The 16,992-nt window shown below is 54.9% G+C and carries 12 protein-coding genes; 7 read left to right on the forward strand and 5 right to left on the reverse strand.

Features of this window, described 5'->3' with window-relative positions:
* The first annotated feature begins 187 nt into the window (after positions 1–187).
* A complete protein-coding gene (locus tag IEY46_RS25140) occupies positions 188–1,192 on the forward strand; it encodes a phosphotransferase family protein (RefSeq protein WP_188996382.1) in 1,005 nt (334 codons plus the stop codon).
* A 293-nt stretch (positions 1,193–1,485) separates the two neighbouring features.
* On the opposite strand, the gene IEY46_RS25145 is transcribed toward IEY46_RS25140, so the two are convergent.
* The 4 genes from IEY46_RS25145 to IEY46_RS25160 are packed head-to-tail and all read right to left on the reverse strand — an operon-like array spanning position 1,486 to position 6,231.
* Positions 1,486–3,054 carry a nucleotidyltransferase family protein gene (locus tag IEY46_RS25145; RefSeq protein WP_229750537.1) on the reverse strand — a complete coding sequence of 523 codons (1,569 nt, stop codon included), beginning with the start codon at positions 3,052–3,054 and terminating at the stop codon, positions 1,486–1,488.
* A gap of 4 nt (positions 3,055–3,058) precedes the next feature.
* A complete protein-coding gene (locus tag IEY46_RS25150) occupies positions 3,059–3,937 on the reverse strand; it encodes a carbohydrate ABC transporter permease (RefSeq protein ID WP_188996384.1) in 879 nt (292 codons plus the stop codon).
* A 41-nt stretch (positions 3,938–3,978) separates the two neighbouring features.
* The gene (locus tag IEY46_RS25155; RefSeq protein ID WP_188996386.1) at positions 3,979–4,860 is read right to left on the reverse strand and encodes a carbohydrate ABC transporter permease; all 882 of its coding nucleotides are present in this window, start codon (positions 4,858–4,860) and stop codon (positions 3,979–3,981) included.
* Between the two features lie 57 nt (positions 4,861–4,917).
* Positions 4,918–6,231, reverse strand: coding sequence for an ABC transporter substrate-binding protein (locus tag IEY46_RS25160; protein WP_188996388.1), 1,314 nt, complete (start codon positions 6,229–6,231; stop codon positions 4,918–4,920).
* 960 nt (positions 6,232–7,191) lie between these two features.
* Here IEY46_RS25160 and IEY46_RS25165 point away from each other — a divergent pair.
* The 3 genes from IEY46_RS25165 (at position 7,192) to IEY46_RS25175 (ending at position 12,162) form a co-directional block, all read left to right on the forward strand.
* Positions 7,192–7,377, forward strand: coding sequence for a hypothetical protein (locus tag IEY46_RS25165; protein WP_188996390.1), 186 nt, complete (start codon positions 7,192–7,194; stop codon positions 7,375–7,377).
* Positions 7,378–7,632: 255 nt separating this feature from the next.
* A complete protein-coding gene (locus IEY46_RS25170) occupies positions 7,633–9,573 on the forward strand; it encodes an S-layer homology domain-containing protein (protein ID WP_188996392.1) in 1,941 nt (646 codons plus the stop codon).
* Positions 9,574–9,597: 24 nt separating this feature from the next.
* A complete protein-coding gene (locus IEY46_RS25175; protein ID WP_188996394.1) occupies positions 9,598–12,162 on the forward strand; it encodes a hypothetical protein in 2,565 nt (854 codons plus the stop codon).
* Positions 12,163–12,310: 148 nt separating this feature from the next.
* Here the strand turns inward: IEY46_RS25175 and IEY46_RS25180 are convergent, their stop codons facing one another.
* Positions 12,311–13,024: a GntR family transcriptional regulator gene (locus IEY46_RS25180; RefSeq protein ID WP_188996396.1), complete on the reverse strand. Its 714-nt coding sequence runs from the start codon at positions 13,022–13,024 to the stop codon at positions 12,311–12,313.
* A 414-nt stretch (positions 13,025–13,438) separates the two neighbouring features.
* On the opposite strand from IEY46_RS25180, the gene IEY46_RS25185 reads away from it, so the two are divergent.
* The 3 genes from IEY46_RS25185 (at position 13,439) to corA (ending at position 16,867) form a co-directional block, all read left to right on the forward strand.
* Positions 13,439–14,419, forward strand: coding sequence for an N-acetylglucosamine kinase (locus IEY46_RS25185; RefSeq protein WP_188996398.1), 981 nt, complete (start codon positions 13,439–13,441; stop codon positions 14,417–14,419).
* Positions 14,416–15,747: a 6-phospho-beta-glucosidase gene (locus IEY46_RS25190; protein WP_188996400.1), complete on the forward strand. Its 1,332-nt coding sequence runs from the start codon at positions 14,416–14,418 to the stop codon at positions 15,745–15,747. Before IEY46_RS25185 ends, IEY46_RS25190 begins: the two co-directional genes overlap by 4 nt.
* A 169-nt stretch (positions 15,748–15,916) precedes the next feature.
* The gene (gene corA, locus IEY46_RS25195; RefSeq protein WP_188996402.1) at positions 15,917–16,867 is read left to right on the forward strand and encodes a magnesium/cobalt transporter CorA; all 951 of its coding nucleotides are present in this window, start codon (positions 15,917–15,919) and stop codon (positions 16,865–16,867) included.
* Positions 16,868–16,992 lie beyond the last annotated feature (125 nt).

Consider the following 16,992-nt stretch of genomic DNA (forward strand, 5'->3'; position numbering starts at 1 on the left):
CTGATTTTATAAAGAACTCAATCAACATCTTAACATTCGATCGCGAAACAGTCTATATTTTTACCTGTTTTTTGATTACGATAGTCCCGGATAAAGGCTAGGCTTGAGCGGGATTGCTTGAGCCTGCTGGTTGTTGCTGTTCGGGGTTTGGAGTCGGAATCTATTACAGAAAGGAGATGCGAAAGCCATGCAGGAGAACAGCAGCGGACACATCAATCATGCGGATTTGGAGGAGCATATCAGGGAGTTCGGAGGCAGCCGCTATCGTTTGAGGGATATTCGGCGAATCGGCGATGGGGGCGCGCAGAAAGCAGTCTATAAGCTGAATTGTACAGGCGGGCCGGACCTAATGCTGTTTGTTTGGGATCTTTCCGCCAATTATTTCGAACAGGACTGGCGGGAAGCGGGAGTAACCGAGGAGTCCTATGGCGCGCTACAGTTTGAGAGAAATACACATCTGTTAAGCGGGATGGGGGTTCGCGTGCCCGCAATCCGGTACATCAGCAGAGAGAGGAACCGTTATCCTTTCGATTATGCCATTGTCGAATATATTCACGGCCCGAATTTAATGATTTATGAAGAGGGCGATACGGCTGTGCGTGACCGCATTTATGAAGAGCTTGCGGGGATGCTGGGAAAGATGCATGCAAGCCGAAGTGCGGTATGGGGGGAAGCGGCAGAGGGCCGGATGAACCGGGAAACCGCAGCAGCGGCCCCTTGCCACTCGGGGATTTATGACAATGCCCTGCGTGAGCTTGCTTTTACGGTTGCCCGGATCGATCATGCGGACTGGGAGGAGAAGGAAATTCGGCTGCATTTGGATCGGCTGCTGGCCAATATCAGGCCGCGCGGACAATATGGGTTTATCCATGGCGAGCTGGGCCCGGACCATGTACTTGTCAATGAACGGCTGGAGCCCTATCTCATTGACATCGAGGGGTCAGAGTATTTTGATATTGAGCATGAACACAGCTTTCTGCAATTCCGCTTCGGGGCGCTGTATGACCGGTATCTACGGCGTGATGACCTGGATCCGGACCGGATGCTTTTCTACAAATTCCATCATCACCTGTCCTGCACGGCCGGAGGCTTGAAGCTGCTTGAGCGGGGTTTCCCGAATCGGAAGCTGGCAGGAGAAATCTACGAGCATAACCGCCAGAGCGTGCTGGATATGCTGAAATCGGGTCGATAGGGCACTGCCCATGATCCTAAGAAAATAGTTCTGGAAAAAGCCCCGTGAATCCGGTTCACGGGGCTCTTCAGGTTAACAAATTCCGCGCGTTCCCTTCCCGACACCTTTTCTATTTCTTATGCCCGTCCAAAAACCAGTCCGTAATCCGCTTGTATGCCGATTGCAACGACCTGCCGCTCGAAAGAAGCGTCCGGCTTAAAGGGCAACCACGAGCTCGAAATACAGCAGCTGGAGCAGCTTGCTCAATGGTCAGACAGGGTCTGCTGTATAAGACCCGTGGATAAGGTATTCTCCTACCACCCATACCGCTCGGGTCCCCATGCTTTGACGTCGTGCTCCTGCTTCAAACTGATGATCGTCCGGTTCGGGACGTCTTCCTGCAGGAGGACGCCTGGACCGACGATGCTGTTGATGCCGACCTTGACGCCGGGCATCAGGATCGCGTTGACGCCGGTGCGGACATAATCGCCCAGGTAGACGGCATTAGCATGTTCCCGGGGCGTTTCACGCCGGCCCCTGATCCGATGCGAAGTGTCGCCGTCGTCGAAGCGCAGCGTGCCGCAGACCGTCGCCGCTCCCAGATCTGTACCAGTACCGATAATGCCGTAGAACTCCATATAATGATACAAATAAACAGTATCCATAATGATCCCGTCCAGCTCCGCGCAATGATTGATGACGCAGCGGTTGCCCACTGTGGACCCGGCGGACAGATAGCAGTAGTTGCCGATATATGTTTCGTCGCCGATGACATGGTCGCCCTGCAGAATCGCCCCGTTCTCGATCACGGTATCACGGCCGACGATGATATTGCCATTGACGATGACATTCTTGCCAATGCGGCTGTTAGGGCCGAGACGGACAAAGCCGTTCACGGCAGCAGTGTCATCGATGCTCGCGCCTTCGGACAGCTCATGGCCGGTCAGCGACCGGCACAGCCGGCGCACCATCCAGTCATTGGCCTGCAGGATGTGCCACGGCTTGTCGATATCGAAGAAGCCGCCTTGGACCTCGACGGCCAACAGTGGGTGGCCGTCTGCCATCCAGTCGGCCAGCGACATCTCCAGATGGCCTTCGGACGGCGGCATCATGCCGACCTGTACGCTTGTGAACAAGCCCGAGTTGGACGCGCAATAGCGCAGGAACGGCTGGGCGAAGGCGAATGCACAGAAGCGGTGCGTATAGCCGCCGTCGCGCGGATGTCCCATAATGCCCGTGACCTCCAGATCAGCTGCCGTCGACGCCGGATCGGCTGCCGCACTCAGCTTGGAGCACAGCCAATCGCGGGAATTTTGCTCTCCGAGTGGAGAGACGAGCGCCGCCGCACTTCCCCCGCCCGCCGCGAACCTGTCCATGAGCCGCAAGACATCGGATTTCTCCAGCAGCGTATCGCCATACAAAACGAGGAAAGACTCGTCTCCGGTATGCTCCGCCACCGCATACAACGAGTAGGCCGTTCCCCTGGGCTCGGACGCTTGCGTTCGCACGACCGTGACCGGGAGGCGGATGCCGGTGGTTGCCGCGTGACGCTCGAAGGCATTCTTCAATTGCTCGCTCATCCGTCCGCCAGCGATAATTATCCGCTCGAAGCCAAGCTCATGCAGCAGTTCGGTCTGATGCACCGCAATGGGCTTGTTGGCGATCGGAACCATGGCCTTCGGCCGAATCTCCGCGTACGGCCATAGTTTGGACCCGTCGCCTGCAGCCAGTATAACGGCTGTTCTCATCTTCATCCCTCCGGGCTCGCATCGGTTATCCTGCAGACATTGTCTTCCCCGATTGCGTTTGTATATCCGTCTTGCCCCTCTACTATCTCTTAAGCCTGACTTTACTGAAAGTCCTTCGCTTCTGCATGCCTGCACAGCTTTACTTCAACGCGCCCTCCGTCAGACCGGCTACGATATACCGGTGAAAGAACACGTACAGGATGATCATCGGAATCGTAATGATCGCCAGCGCTGAGAACAGCAGCTTGTAATCCGTCATATACCGGCTGGAGAAGGCGATGAGCCCGACCGGGATCGTCTTCAGCTCGTCGCTCTGGATGTAGAGCATAGCGAGCAGCAGCTCGTTCCACGTATTCAGCGCCGAGAAAATGCCGACCGTCGCCATGCTGGGAATGAGCAGGGGGAAAATAATGCGCGTATACAGCACGAGGTCGCTGCAGCCGTCCATCCGCGCTGCCTCCATCAGCTCCTTCGGCACGGAATCGAGGTACGCTTTGAGCAGGAAGATCGCCAGCGGCAGCCCTACGCCGATGTAAGGCAGGATGAGGCCCAAATAGCTGTCTTTCAGATTCAATTGGTCGAAAATATAGCTTTGTGCGATAAAAAACGATTGAAGCGGCATAAACAGGCCGAAAACAAAGAGCAGCAGCAGCAGCTTGCTCCCTTTGAAATGCAGCTTGCTGAACGCGAATGCCGCGAGGCTGGCGAATAGCAGGATGCCTACGATTGTGACGGAGGTCACGATGAGGCTGTTCTTTGCATAGGTGCTCATATTGCCGACGTTCCAGGCATCGACCCAGTTCTGCAGGTTAATCCGGTCCGGCAGGGCGAACGGGGTCGTGAAGATTTCCCGGTTCTGGCGGAAGGACGAGAGTACGAGCCATAACATCGGGTAGAAGAATACGCAGGAGATGGCAATCATGAATAGGTAATACAAGAGACTGGAGAACCGCTTGCCTCGGAGGTTTCGCCCCTTGCCGTTCTTGCGGTCGTTTATGTTCCATGCTGCAGTCGCCATGGACGGCACCTCTTTTCTCTAAAATGCAAGCCAATCGCGAGCTAATACTCCAGCGTACCGGAATCTTTCCGCTGCAGCTTGTTGGCGATCAGGCCGATCAGGGCGATGACGAGAGTCATCAGGACAGCCAGGGCGGAACCGTAGCCGATGTTCGTATGGTTGAACACAACTTTAACCAGGTAAGTGGTGACGATTTCCGTAGAATTGTAAGGCCCGCCATTCGTCATGACGTAGAATAGATCGAAAGCCTGAAAACCGGTGAGCACGCACAGCATAATGCCGGTGTCCACGAGGCTGCGGATCATCGGAATTTTGATTTTCGTGAAAATTTGCCATTCGTTTGCGCCATCCAGGTAAGCCGATTCATAGACTTCCTTGGGGATGCGCTGAATGCCGGAGTAGAAAATGGTCATGTAAAAGCCGGCGTACACCCACCCGGACACGATGCAGATGGCGATAAGAGCCGTCTGCTGATCACCGAGCCATACCCGGGTCCAGCTCTCCAGCCCGATGGCGTTGAGCAAGGAGTTGATGAGTCCGAAATCCGAGTTGTAGACGAATTTCCACAGGTAGGAGACGACGATCATGGGCAGCATGACAGGCATGAAGAACGCGACCCGGAACAGTCCGCTGCCCCTGCGGCCCATCGTAATGAGACCTGCGAGGCCAAGTCCGACGAGTACCTCAAGGAACACCGTCGAGACGATGTAGATCAGAATATGCCAGTAGGAATTCAGATAAATCCGGTCTTGAAGCGCGCGTGCGTAGTTGTCGAACCCGACGAAGTTCATCTTGCCGAAGCCATTCCAGTCATAGAAGCTGAAAGCGAACGTCATGACGATCGGAACGAGAATCGTGAAGGCGAACAAGAGGACGGCGGGGGCGACAAATAAATAAGGAGAAAAGCTGAATCTGCGGGACATGTACCCACCTCCATAAAGCGTGTAACAAGGAGGCCGGCAGGCCTCCTTGGGCGTTTTCTATTTTTTAAGCGGAGCCAGCGTTTTGTCCAGCTCTTCCAGAGCAGCTTCCGGCGTCTTTACGCCGCCGAGCACCTGGGACGTGGCCATGTTCAGCGCATTGGCGATTTCGATGGCGTATCCCGTATCGGGAGGAGAGATGAGCGTCGGCGCATTCTGCATCAACTCGTTCAGGCTGAGTGACAGCGGGTGCATCGCGGTTTTGTCGATGCCGGTTTTCGTAATCGGTACGGCGCCGGCCGCAGTCAGTTTCTTGGACGATTCGTCCGAGCTGTACAGCTTCATGAACGCGATGGCTTCGTCGAGGAGCTTGGAATTTTTATTGACCACCATGCCGTTCAAAACGCCGATGACACTGTTCTGGTCGCCCTTGCCGCTAGCGATGGACGGAAGGTTGAAATAACCCAGCTCCAGCTCCGGCGCCTCTTCCACGGCGGTAGGCACGAGCCAGCTGCCGATCGGATGCATGGCCGCCTTGCCGTTGAAGAACAGCATGTCGCCCTCATTGTCTGCAATCGCATTGACACTGTCGTTCAAGTAGCCTTTGTCCCACAACTGTTTCACATAGCCGTAAGCGGTCACGAAATCCGGTGAATTAAACGGCTGCTTCAGTTGCAGCACTTCGCTGTAAGCCTGTTCGCCCACAACGCGGGAGAGCAGATGCGCGATCCAGTTGCCCGCCGGCCACAGATCTTTGTTGCCTGCCGCGATCGGCGTGATGTTGGCGGTCTTCAGCTTCTCGCAGAGGGCGAGAAACTCGTCCCAGGTCGTCGGAGGCTGAAGCCCCTGATCAGCGAAGATTTTCTTGTTGTAGAACATCACATTCGTCACGTCGCCCGCGGTCGGAATCATGTACGTCTTGCCGTCGATGACCATGCCGTTATAAGTGCCTTCTTCGAACATGTCTCCGAGTCCGGAACTCTTGAGCTTCTCCGTCAAGTCCGCGGCGAAACCGTCCTTAACTTTCGTCTTCAGCCGCTCGCCGGCCCATTCAAAGTACAGATCGGGGGCGTTCTTGCCGCTCAGCAGGTTCGGCAAGCCGATCGTTTGATACGTATCGTCGTCCTGGAAGTTAAACTCCACCTTCACGTTCCCGTGCTGGCTCTCGAATTGCTTGCCGATATCCTCCCACACCTTGATCAAGCCTTCGCCGGGCGAGCCCATGGCGATACGCAGCGTAACGGACTTATCCTTGCCTGAGGCAGCTTCATTTCCGGCACTGCCTGCGTTACCGCCATTGTCCGAGTTGCCGGAACAACCCGCTATTCCGCCGGCCAGTACGGTTGCCGCCAGTCCCATTATCCATTTCCCCATCGTGAATCGCTCCCTTAATTTTTACTTGTTCTATCTATAGTGCGTGTTCAAAAAGTAGACTTTTCAGGACCGAGAAGGTTGAAAGAAGCTAGGGAATGAGGAGCGTAGCGTAGGCAAAACCTACGTGAGCACCTGAGGGTTTTCGTAAGAAAACCAGCTTCGGAAGCATACACTTAGTCCCGGCTGAATTCAAGATTCGATGCGCATTACTTCCTGAATGACTTCGTCATCAAAAGCGGACTTTTTGAACAACCTCTTATAGGGTGTAGCCTTGTTCCGCCAGTTTAGTCAGGAATGCAATCAGAACATCGCCGAACACGCAGGTCCGATCCTGCCGGTAGGCGTCGTATCGTGCCAGAATGGAGGTCAGTCCCCGCTAATCCCCGCCGCCTCTCAGAGAGTCAATTCCATCCTTGAGTAGCGAGCAGCCTTCGGCGTACTTATCGAGCCAGCGTCCGAGCTCCTGCAGGAGGGCCGAGTCGTCCGCACTGTTTGCGCGCAGCGCTTCGGCGGCGGCGGCCATCTCGTCCGCGACTTGCGCCAGCTCAGCATCGCCTCGTCCCGGTCGCCGTAGCCATACTCGAAGTCGAAGCGGGTGAGCGCTTCCGCGAGCAGCGGTGCGTCGGTCGGATAGAGGCAGGAGTATGTCGGATTATAGCGTTTTCATTCCCGCCAGAAGCCTCTGGCTACAGAGTTACAGACATCGGACACCCCCCCTTGTACGTATCGATAAAACGCATTCCTCCGGTGATCCGGCAGCCCCCCGGGGCAAGAGTGCAACTTGTATATCGTTTCGACGATTTGTAGTAACAACTCATCTTAATATTATTAATGATACCAACATAATGTCAATGTATTTCTTTAAAGCTTATTGAAATTGCTGTGAAATATCGAACAGAGGGCTGCCGGTTTTTCCAGGAGCACGGATACACAGGGGCTGTGCCGGAAGGGGATGGAGGAATGGGAGAAACATACAGCGGAACGCGAGGAATAGGAAGAAAACTAACGGGGTTAGTGGTTAATGCCGTTCATTATTTTTCCTTCCTGCCAGACGCCGATCTGGCCTCTTTCTTGAAAATCCAGGCAGGTCAGGGCTGGCCGCGATTTTTCATTCTTAATGTTGTTATTATCAAATTAGCATATTGACAATTTGTTATTATTAAAAATACAATGTGATTGAAATGTTACTACAAAATGGATAATCGAATCCGGTAGGGAGGTGAGGGCAAGGACAGGCGGCTGAATGCGATGTAATCGCTTTCGGTATTGTAGAGCACAAGCAGGGGAAGGGCATGAAACGAATGAGGAAACCGGGAATCGCCAATTGCAGGCTTTGGAAGCAAATTTATTATGTCGATAGCCATGGAGACCAGCTTCACGAAACTTGAAGGAGGAAGACGCATGAAGTACAAATGGAAGCAAGGCATGACCGCAATCGCCTTGACATCGGTGATGACGCTATCGCTCGCATCCGTCTCGGCGGCGGCATCGGCGCCGAAGGCGCAAGAGCCTATTCCGGGATGGGCCAGCGCGGAGATTGCCGAATGGAAGGGGCTTGGTCTGCTTAAAGGGGATGAGAACGGTTATGTTCTGCCTAACAACGGCGTCCTGAAAACTGAATTCATCACCTTCATCAACCGGGTGTTTAATTTCACGGAGAAAAGCGATCGGACCTTCCCTGACGTGCCGGAGAACGCATGGTACGCTTCGGAGATCGCCAAGGCGGTGGCGTCGGGTGCTTTGGAAGGCGGCACCGACGGCAAAATATCTCCGCTCGAAACCTTGACGCGTGAGCAAGCCGCACTTATTCTCTACCGGGTATTCACCGTTTCTCCTGCAGTCAAGGAAGTAGAGCCATTCCAGGACGATACCAAGATCGCTTCCTGGAGCAAGGCAGCCGTATACGCAATGAAGGAAGCCGGCTATGTGACGGGGACGCCGGAGGGCGCGTTTCAGCCGAAGAAAGCGCTGACCCGAGCCGAAGCGGTTAAGATGATCAATAACGTAATGGGCAAGCTGGTCGCGGATACGGGCACCCATTCCGATCTTGCAGGCAAGAACCTCGTGGTGAATACTGCGGGCGGCACCTTATCGGGTGTAAAACTGTCCGGTCATCTGTATATTACGGCAGGCGTCGGAGAAGGCGATCTCACGATCGAGAATGCGGAGATCGGCGGTACGATCTACGTCAATGGCGGGGGAAGCCACAGCATTAAGCTGAAAAACGTCAAGGCGGGCAGAATCGCCGTGAACAAGCGCTCCGCTCCTGTGCGAGTCGCACTGAGCGGTAGCTCTTCGGTTCCAGCCGTGGATGTCATCTCCGGCGCCCAGGTAGACAACGGAACGGAGAACCCCATCGAGAGCTTCAACATTGAAGGCGCGAATGAAGTGGGTGTGTCCGGACCGGTGCAGCTATTGAACGTGAATGCGGCGGCTTCGTTGAACGTGGGGGAGTCGACCATTGCCGATCTGAGGGTCTCGAGCCGTGCAGGCGGCAGCCGCATCGCTCTTGGCGCAAAGGCAAAGGTTAAAAATTTCACGGCGAACGCCGGTGCCACCGTAACCGGCGAAGGTGAAATCGGGACGGCGACGGTCAATGCGCCCGGCGTCGCGCTGGCCAAGAAGCCCGGCAAGCTGAACTTGACGGCGGGTGAAGTTAAGATCGGCGGCGAAACAGTGACCAAAGGGAACGAAACGACGACGCCGCCAGGCACGGGAACGCCGGGCACGGGAACGCCAGGCACAGGGACGCCGGGCACGGAAACACCGGGCACGGAAACGCCGGGCACGGAAACGCCAGGCACGGAAACGCCAGGCACGGAAAATCCAGGCACGGAAACGCCAGGCACGGAAAATCCGGGCACGGGAACACCGGGTACGGAAACGCCGGGTACAAATCCGCCAATAGAGCAGCCGACACGGCTGTACAGTTACGACGAGGCGCTGAGCGCATTCGCGGAGACGGGAGCGGAAGGGCTGGTCAAGCAATACATCGCCTTCATTCAGGACCCGACCTATAAGCCTTCTACCGCGAATCCGAAGGTTGTCATGCCCGACATGACGAATGCGACCACCTTCGTCAACCATGATTTTGATATCAAACCGTCCATTTTCGCATCCTTGCGGGGCGTCAACACCTCCGTTCTGAACGGTGCGCGGACAACGCTTTGGATCGGCACGGACAACGGCGTGACGCGAATCAGCCTGGCGAATAATGCGATGAAGAGTTACACGACAGACAACAGTCAACTGACAGATAATAAGGTGCTGCTGCTCATTGCGGACGGAAGCACCGGCGTTTACGCCATAACCAAGAACGGTGTATCGCATATTTACCAGTAAGAGAAAGGGGATCTCTCAATGTTCATGATGAAGAAGCAAGGCAAACTGATTGCGGGCGTATTGGCGGCTTCCGTATTGTTCACGCTCCCCGTGATGCCGGCCTATGCGGCGAAGGACCCGGCCGCCGGATATTCCACCGTCCAACTGGAACCGGTGCAGATGAAGGAAATGACTTATTACAAGGCGGGCTCCTCTTCCATCCCTGCCACGATTCAATGGGTAACGGATACGAATGCCCTCGAATTTCTGCCACTTTCGGTGATCGGCGATGTCACGAGCGTAGTGAAGGATGCGGATGGCGTTTACTGGATTGGTACGAAGAACGGGCTGCAGCGGGTCAATTTCAAGGAAAAAGACGCGAAGGACATCGTGCAGTATATGGCAGGGCCGCGTTATTTATACGGCGGAGACGACCTCGTGACGGGATTGGCCAGCGACGGTGCTGGCGGGGTATGGGTCCGGACCGCCAGCGGCGTAACGCATATCGCCATGCCGAAGCGGACGTTGTACGACAAGTCGTTTACGTACGAGAAGCTGATCACGCCCGTCAATGACCGGCGTGGCATGATTACCGGGACGCCCTTTACCTTTACGGAAACGAACCCCGGTTTCGACGCGGTCGATTATAATTCATCGACAGGCGTGTTCAAAGGTACTCCGAAGACGGACGACAACGACGGGCTGTGGACGAGCATGTACGCCATCGGGGAGATTTTCAGGTACAAGGCGCTGCAGGAGCAGTACGGCGCCAGCCCCTCGCCGGAGCAGCTCCAGGAAATTGCGGATGCGAAGAAATCGGCGACGAGAGCGACGAAGGCGGTGCTGCTGCTGGATTATGTATCCGGACGGGGCAACGGATTCCCGGCGCGTTCGTACATGCTTACTTCCGAGGCGCATGCACAGACGACGGGCAATTCGATCTATGGCTTCCAAAGTCAGAATGGCTTCTGGTTCCAACACTTCGTGGGACCGGATGCGGTCAATCCGAATGGCATTATTCCGAGCATGAAGCGGACGGACAAAGCACCGATCGGCTATGCGATGGTACGCGTGACTGAAGATGCCATGAAGAAGAAAGGCGATACCCTCTTTCCGTCAGGCGGGACAGACGTCATGAACTACAACGGTCTCGGCTTGAGCCACGAGGCTATCGCAGAGCTGAACAAAACCCGCCCCGAAGGCCAGAAGCTTGGGGAGGATATTAAAACAATTGTTGGAGTAATCGAAAATGAGGGCCAGGAAGACGAAATGATATCTCAGGTTCTTCCTGTCATTACAGCAGCTACGAACAACGTGCTTGTCAAAGTTGACAAGACGACCGGCGTTGACAACAAGCCGTTGTTCCAACTGACGGTGCCGGTGTACGAGCAAATTCCGGCATTCTTCAACGATTTGTTCCCGGATACGGCGATATTGGATGGTCATATTGACATGAACCAGATCGTCTACAAGGCGGACACGTCTTCAGATGAAGTAATCGGACATTATGCGTTGTTCTACGCAGCTTACAAATACTTCATCGGCAACAGCAACGACCCGGAACTGGAGCAGCTGAAGGACTACGTCGAAGAAGCGACGCATCGCATGACGGAACTTATTCTGAAGGACGAACACTATTATATTGAAGATGCAACGGGTAAATCGACGCAGTGGTCGAAATGGTTTGGCAAATATTTCAACGACAACAGAGCGGTCATGGAGCAGCAGGAACAATGGAAATTCCATGTAGGCGTCGACGGAGCGGGCAATGACGCGCTTTCCTACGGCTACGAGGACGCTCCGCTGAACGCGCTGGAGGTCATGGCGGCGCTGAAGGCGGCCAACTTCATCACGGCGGCGAAATTCCCGGCGGATGCGGCGAAATACGAGGCCGCATACAATATGGCTTTCGACGGTGAATACAGCAAGGGAGAGCCCTATGTGAACGGTAAAGGCTATATCGGCATGGCCAACGAATATATCGAACGCAGGCTGGTCCGGCAAGCGACGAACGCCTATAACGACAACGACAACAAGGTCGTAAACCGGGACAATGTGACCGAGTATAACACGAACGCCAATGCTACGCTGCACAACGATTGGACGCAATATATCAACTATTCTGACGAGGAATTGGCTTGGTTCGCGCTCTTCATTCTGGTCACCCATGAGCAGGAGCCCGGCAAACGCCAGCAGATCGTGAGCGCCTTCGATCAATGGTTCGAGAACGAGAAGCGCGAGGAGAACCCGTTCTATACATTCCTGTATCAGCTGGCGCATCCGGAGCGGACGGATATCGATCTGCAGGCGGCCGTGCGCTACTTGTACCGGCTGCCGGAGTTTCAGGTTACGTTCCCGGTTCAGAATAACCGTCAGGACGTCTTCTACATCGAGCCTGGTGACCGCGATAAAGATCGGAAGCAGAGCAATTATGTGTTGGCGCCGGACGAGCGGCGCACAATGAAGAACAACGGCAACCCGTTCTCTGCGGACGAGCAAGCTGGTGCACCTAACCCGAACTACAATTACAATGGCGGCACGATGGAGGCCGGCTCGGTCTTCACGCTGCCATACTGGATGGGCCGCTACTTCGGCATCATCAAGGAATAGACGCGGGACTGGAAAGCGGCGGCGGGGGATGACCCAAGGGGTGATTCCCCCTCTTCCGAGGCGCGACAATAAAGAAGATCGCCGACGAAGGCGATCTTCTTTAGCTTCGGATTTATTCGGGCTGCTCAGTTGTCCAGCCCTTCGAGGATTAGAAATGCCTTTCGATAGTGTAGCTGGGGAAATCCCCGCGGAAGACGCCGAAGCTGTATTCGAGCGGCGTATTGTCCGCCAGGTAGGTGAAGGTTTTCACTTGCAGGCAGGGTGAGCCTTCTTTGATGCCGAGCAGCTTTTTGGCCGTCTTGTCGGCCAGGATCGGCTTCAGTTGCTCCACCGAGCGATGTGCCTTCAGGTTGTGCTTCGTCTCCAGGAAAGAGAACAGCGAGCCATCGGTATAATCGTTGACGAGGCCGGGAGCCAGGCTCCATGCGATATAAGTATGTTCGTAGAGAAGCGGCTCGTTGTCGGCGTAGCGCACCCGCAGCAGCTGGTTGACCGGAGCATCCTGCGGAACGTGAAGGAATTCGTTCAGCGGCATTTCGGCGGGGATAACTTTGGCCTCGACGATTCTGCTCGTCGGTTCCTTGCCCTGCATCAGCACGTCTTCGGTGAAGCTGCGCGTCTGGATGAGCTGAAGCTCCTTGCGCTTCACGAAGGTGCCTTTGCCCTGAATCCGTTCCAGAATGCCCTGCACTTCCAGCTCGCTGAGGGCAAGGCGGATCGTCGTCCGGCTGGCGCTGTATAATTCGCACAGGTCGGCTTCCGTCGGGAGCTTCTGACCGACCGAGTAGACGCCCGACTGGATTTGTTTGAGCAATTGCTCCTTAATATTAAAATACAAGGAATTGTTTTTTCTCTTTGTCATTACAAATTCCCTCCGCTAGTAGACTCGGTTCATTATAGCATAGACAATCGATGGAACAAAACAATAATATTGTAGTAACAAATTAGGCGGAGTTGTTTTGTTTTATTATTGAATTTTAAATAAATTCAAGTTGTGTGATAATCGTTATTTGCTCGTGTATCCGTTAATGAAAGTGAGATATTGATTTTATTGTAAAAGCGCAGAAACAAAAACCGGTGCTGGAAGGGGATTCATCGATAGTGCGGTCGATAACCGGCTCCAAAAAGAAATGATATTGACATTTATAGTGATGAATATTAGTATTCATTTATTGGTAGTAACAAATATGGGAGATTTGTTCCGTATGAAAACGTCGATTACGCCAAACGGTTGCGCGGCGTAGGCACAGTCACAATAGCAAAGGAGTCGGGCAGCATGTATTTAGCGGGTATAGACGGCGGCGGCAGCAAGACGTTCGCCATCGTAACGGATGAACGCGGCTCCGTACTGGGTTCAGGATTATCGGGCTGCGGCAATCATCAGATGATCGGCGCCTCCGCCGCGGTGGCGAATATGAGCGATGCGCTCCGCCAGGCGCTGCGGCAGGCAGGGATCCGCGAGGAGGAGCTGGAATTCGTCCAGTTCGGTCTAGCGGGCGCCGATCGTCCCTTCGATCTGGAGAAGCTTCAGCCGGAAATCGCCAAGCAGCTGGAGCTGCGCCAGTGGGCTATCGTGTGCGACACGATGGAAGGATTGCGCATCGGCAGTCCTGCCTACACGGGCGTCGTTCTCGTCTGCGGGAGCAACACGAACGCGGCAGGCCGGAACCGCGCAGGCGCGGTCGTCCAGGTCGGCGGCTTCGACGAGCTGTTCGGCGACCGGGCGGGCGGCTACTATTTGGCCCGGCAGGCTTTCGGCCGCACGATCCGGTCGTGGGAGGGCAGAGAGCCTTATAGCGAGCTGATCCGGAAGGTGCCAGAGGGGCTCGGCTTCACCGGCATGGAGGCGATGATTGAGCGTTATCTGGACGACAACATCGCCGAAGCTCCGCTGGAGCTGGCGCTGATCGTGCACGAGGCGGCCGCGGGGGGCGACTGGCTGTCCCGCGAGCTGCTGACAGAGATGGGCCTGGAGCTCGGCAAGTCCGCCGCAACCGTCATTCGGAAGCTAGGCGATTTTGATGGGGCGGCTATTCCGGTCGTTTTGACGGGGAGCATTTTGCAGAACGGCCGCAATCCGCTGCTGCTGCAAGCATTAATGAAGGAAGCGGGCACGGAGCACTCGAACTGCTCGTTCGTCATTCCGAAGATGGCCCCTGTCTTCGGCTCGGTCCTGCTGGCGATGGACCGGTTGGGCATTCCCGCAACGGATGAGATCATCGCGAACTATGAACAGTTTGGAGGACATTCGAAATGAAGAAAAAACAGCTGAAAATCGCGGTAATCGGAGGTGGTTCGTCGTATACGCCAGAACTTATCGAAGGACTGATCCGTTATCATGACGTATTTCCGGTCTCCGAGCTGTATTTGGCGGACGTGAAGCCGGGGGAGGAGAAGCTGCGCATTATCGGCGAGCTGGCGCAACGCATGATTGACGCGAGTGGCAAGCCGATCAAGCTGCACGTCACGCTTGACCGGCGGGAAGCGATCCGCGGGGCCGATTTCGTGTCCACGCAGATTCGCGTCGGCATGCTCGACGCCCGCTCCCGGGACGAGAAAATCCCGTTGGCCTATCAATTGATCGGTCAGGAAACGACGGGCGCAGGCGGCTTCGCCAAGGCGCTTCGCACGATTCCCGTCATTCTCGACATTTGCCGCGAGATGGAGGAGCTGGCGCCGGACGCGTTCCTGGTCAATTTCACCAACCCTGCGGGCATCGTCACGGAGGCCGTCTCCAAGTATTCGAAAATACGGAGCGTCGGGCTATGTAATCTCCCGATCAGTACGAAAATGCAGATCGCCGAGCTTTACGGGGTCGACGCGTCGGAGCTGTTCATTGAGATGGCCGGCATCAATCATCTGAACTGGACGATGCGGCTCGTCATTGACGGCAAGGACCAGACGGCGGACTTCCTGGAGCGGGTGGCGGGCGCCAGCGGCATCTCGATGAAGAACATTCCCGATCTGGAGTGGGATGCGGAGTTCATTCGTTCGTTGGGGGCGCTCCCGTGCGCGTATCACCGGTACTTCTATATGAAGGATGAAATGTACCGCGAGATGAGCGTCAAACACCGGGAGACGGGCAAGACGAGAGCGGATGACGTGAAGGAAGTGGAAGCCGAACTGTTCGAGCTCTACAAGCGGCCGGAGCTGACCTCAAAGCCGCCGCAGCTGGAGAAGCGCGGGGGTGCCTATTATTCGGAGGCGGCGGTGCAGCTGATGAAGTCGATCTACAACGATACCGGCGACATTCAGGTCGTGAACGTTCGCAACAACGGCATCATTGCCTGTCTGCCGGATGATGTGGCGATCGAGGTCAACTGCGTCATCAAGTCCGACGGACCGCATCCTTTGGCGCTGAGCAAGCCGCTGCCACCGCAAATCCGAGGGCTGCTGCAAGTGGTGAAAGCTTACGAGGAACTAACGATCGAAGCGGCGGTTCACGGCGACTACCGCTCCGCTCTGCAGGCGCTGACAGTGCATCCGCTGGTGGGCGACGAGCAGGTGGCGAAGGCGGTACTGGATGAAATCCTTCGCGCAAATGCGGACTATTTGCCGCAGTTTAGTAGGGTCGAGAGCAAGTAGAGGGAAGGATCGGCGCCCGGACAGCGTTGGATGATGGTACCTCCGGTTCAAGAGCTAAGGAGCCGGGTGGTTGGCGGGAGGGATATGAACCTGTCCGGATTTGGCTAAAATTGCTTCCCGCAAATCGCCAATGCTACAATGGTAAGAAAATAGTGGATGGAGTACGCATATGATTCGTACGTTAGTGGTTACGAAGGATCGGCAGCTGATCGAGCATACGCCTGTACAGGATATCGACCGGGAGCAGGCGAGATGGATCTGGGTGGATTTTTGCAAGCCGAGCGAAGAAGAAGTGGAACTGCTCGACTCCTATTTTCATTTTCACCCGCTTGCGATTGAAGACTGTCTGATTCATATGCAGCGCCCAAAGATGGATCACTATGAAGATATTCATTTCTTCGTTATGCATGCGATGAACGATAAAGCGCTGCGGCCGGTGGAGGTGGATATGTTCGTAGGTCCGGGCTTTGTCGTCACCTTCCATTGGAAACCGCTGCCGGAGATCGATGAAGCCTGGTCCAAGATGCTGCGCAAGCCCCAGTTTGAAGACCATGGCCCGCTGTATGCGGCTTATCTGGTTATGGATGAGCTGGTCGATCATTATTTTCCGGCTGTGGAAGCCATTGAGGACCAGCTGCTTGAATTCGAGGCGGAAGAAGATGATGTGGAGATTCAGGGAAAGCTCAGTGAAGTTTTTGATATCCGGAACAAGCTGCTGAAGCTGCGCAAAACGGTTTTGCCGATGCGGGATTTGCTGTACCGGGTAATCAACACGCAGCGGATTGATGGAATGGGTCATTATTTGATGTTTTTTACTGATATTCATGATCATCTGCTGAAGCTTTCGGAGATGGTGGATTCCAACCGCGATATGACATCCGATATGCGGGATCACTATATGTCGCTCAGTGCAAACCGGATGAATACTATTATGAAAACATTGACGGTCATTACGACGATCTTCATGCCGCTCACCTTCATTGCCGGCGTATACGGAATGAATTTTCACAACATGCCTGAATTGAATTGGAATGCCGGATATTTCGGGGTTCTTCTGATCATGCTCGCGCTTGGCGTCAGTATGTATCTCTGGTTCAAGAAAAAAGGATGGTTCGATTAAAAGGACTGTTCCAAAAGACGCATCCACTCCACATGCCTTAACCGGTGAAAGGGTGGATGTTTTTGCGTAGCCGCATGATTCCGCTGGACCGGGGAAAGCTAACCGAAGATCAACCCGGTAAAAGG

This window comes from Paenibacillus nasutitermitis (assembly GCF_014641075.1).
GTDB classification, from domain to species: Bacteria; Bacillota; Bacilli; order Paenibacillales; family Paenibacillaceae; genus Paenibacillus_Z; species Paenibacillus_Z nasutitermitis.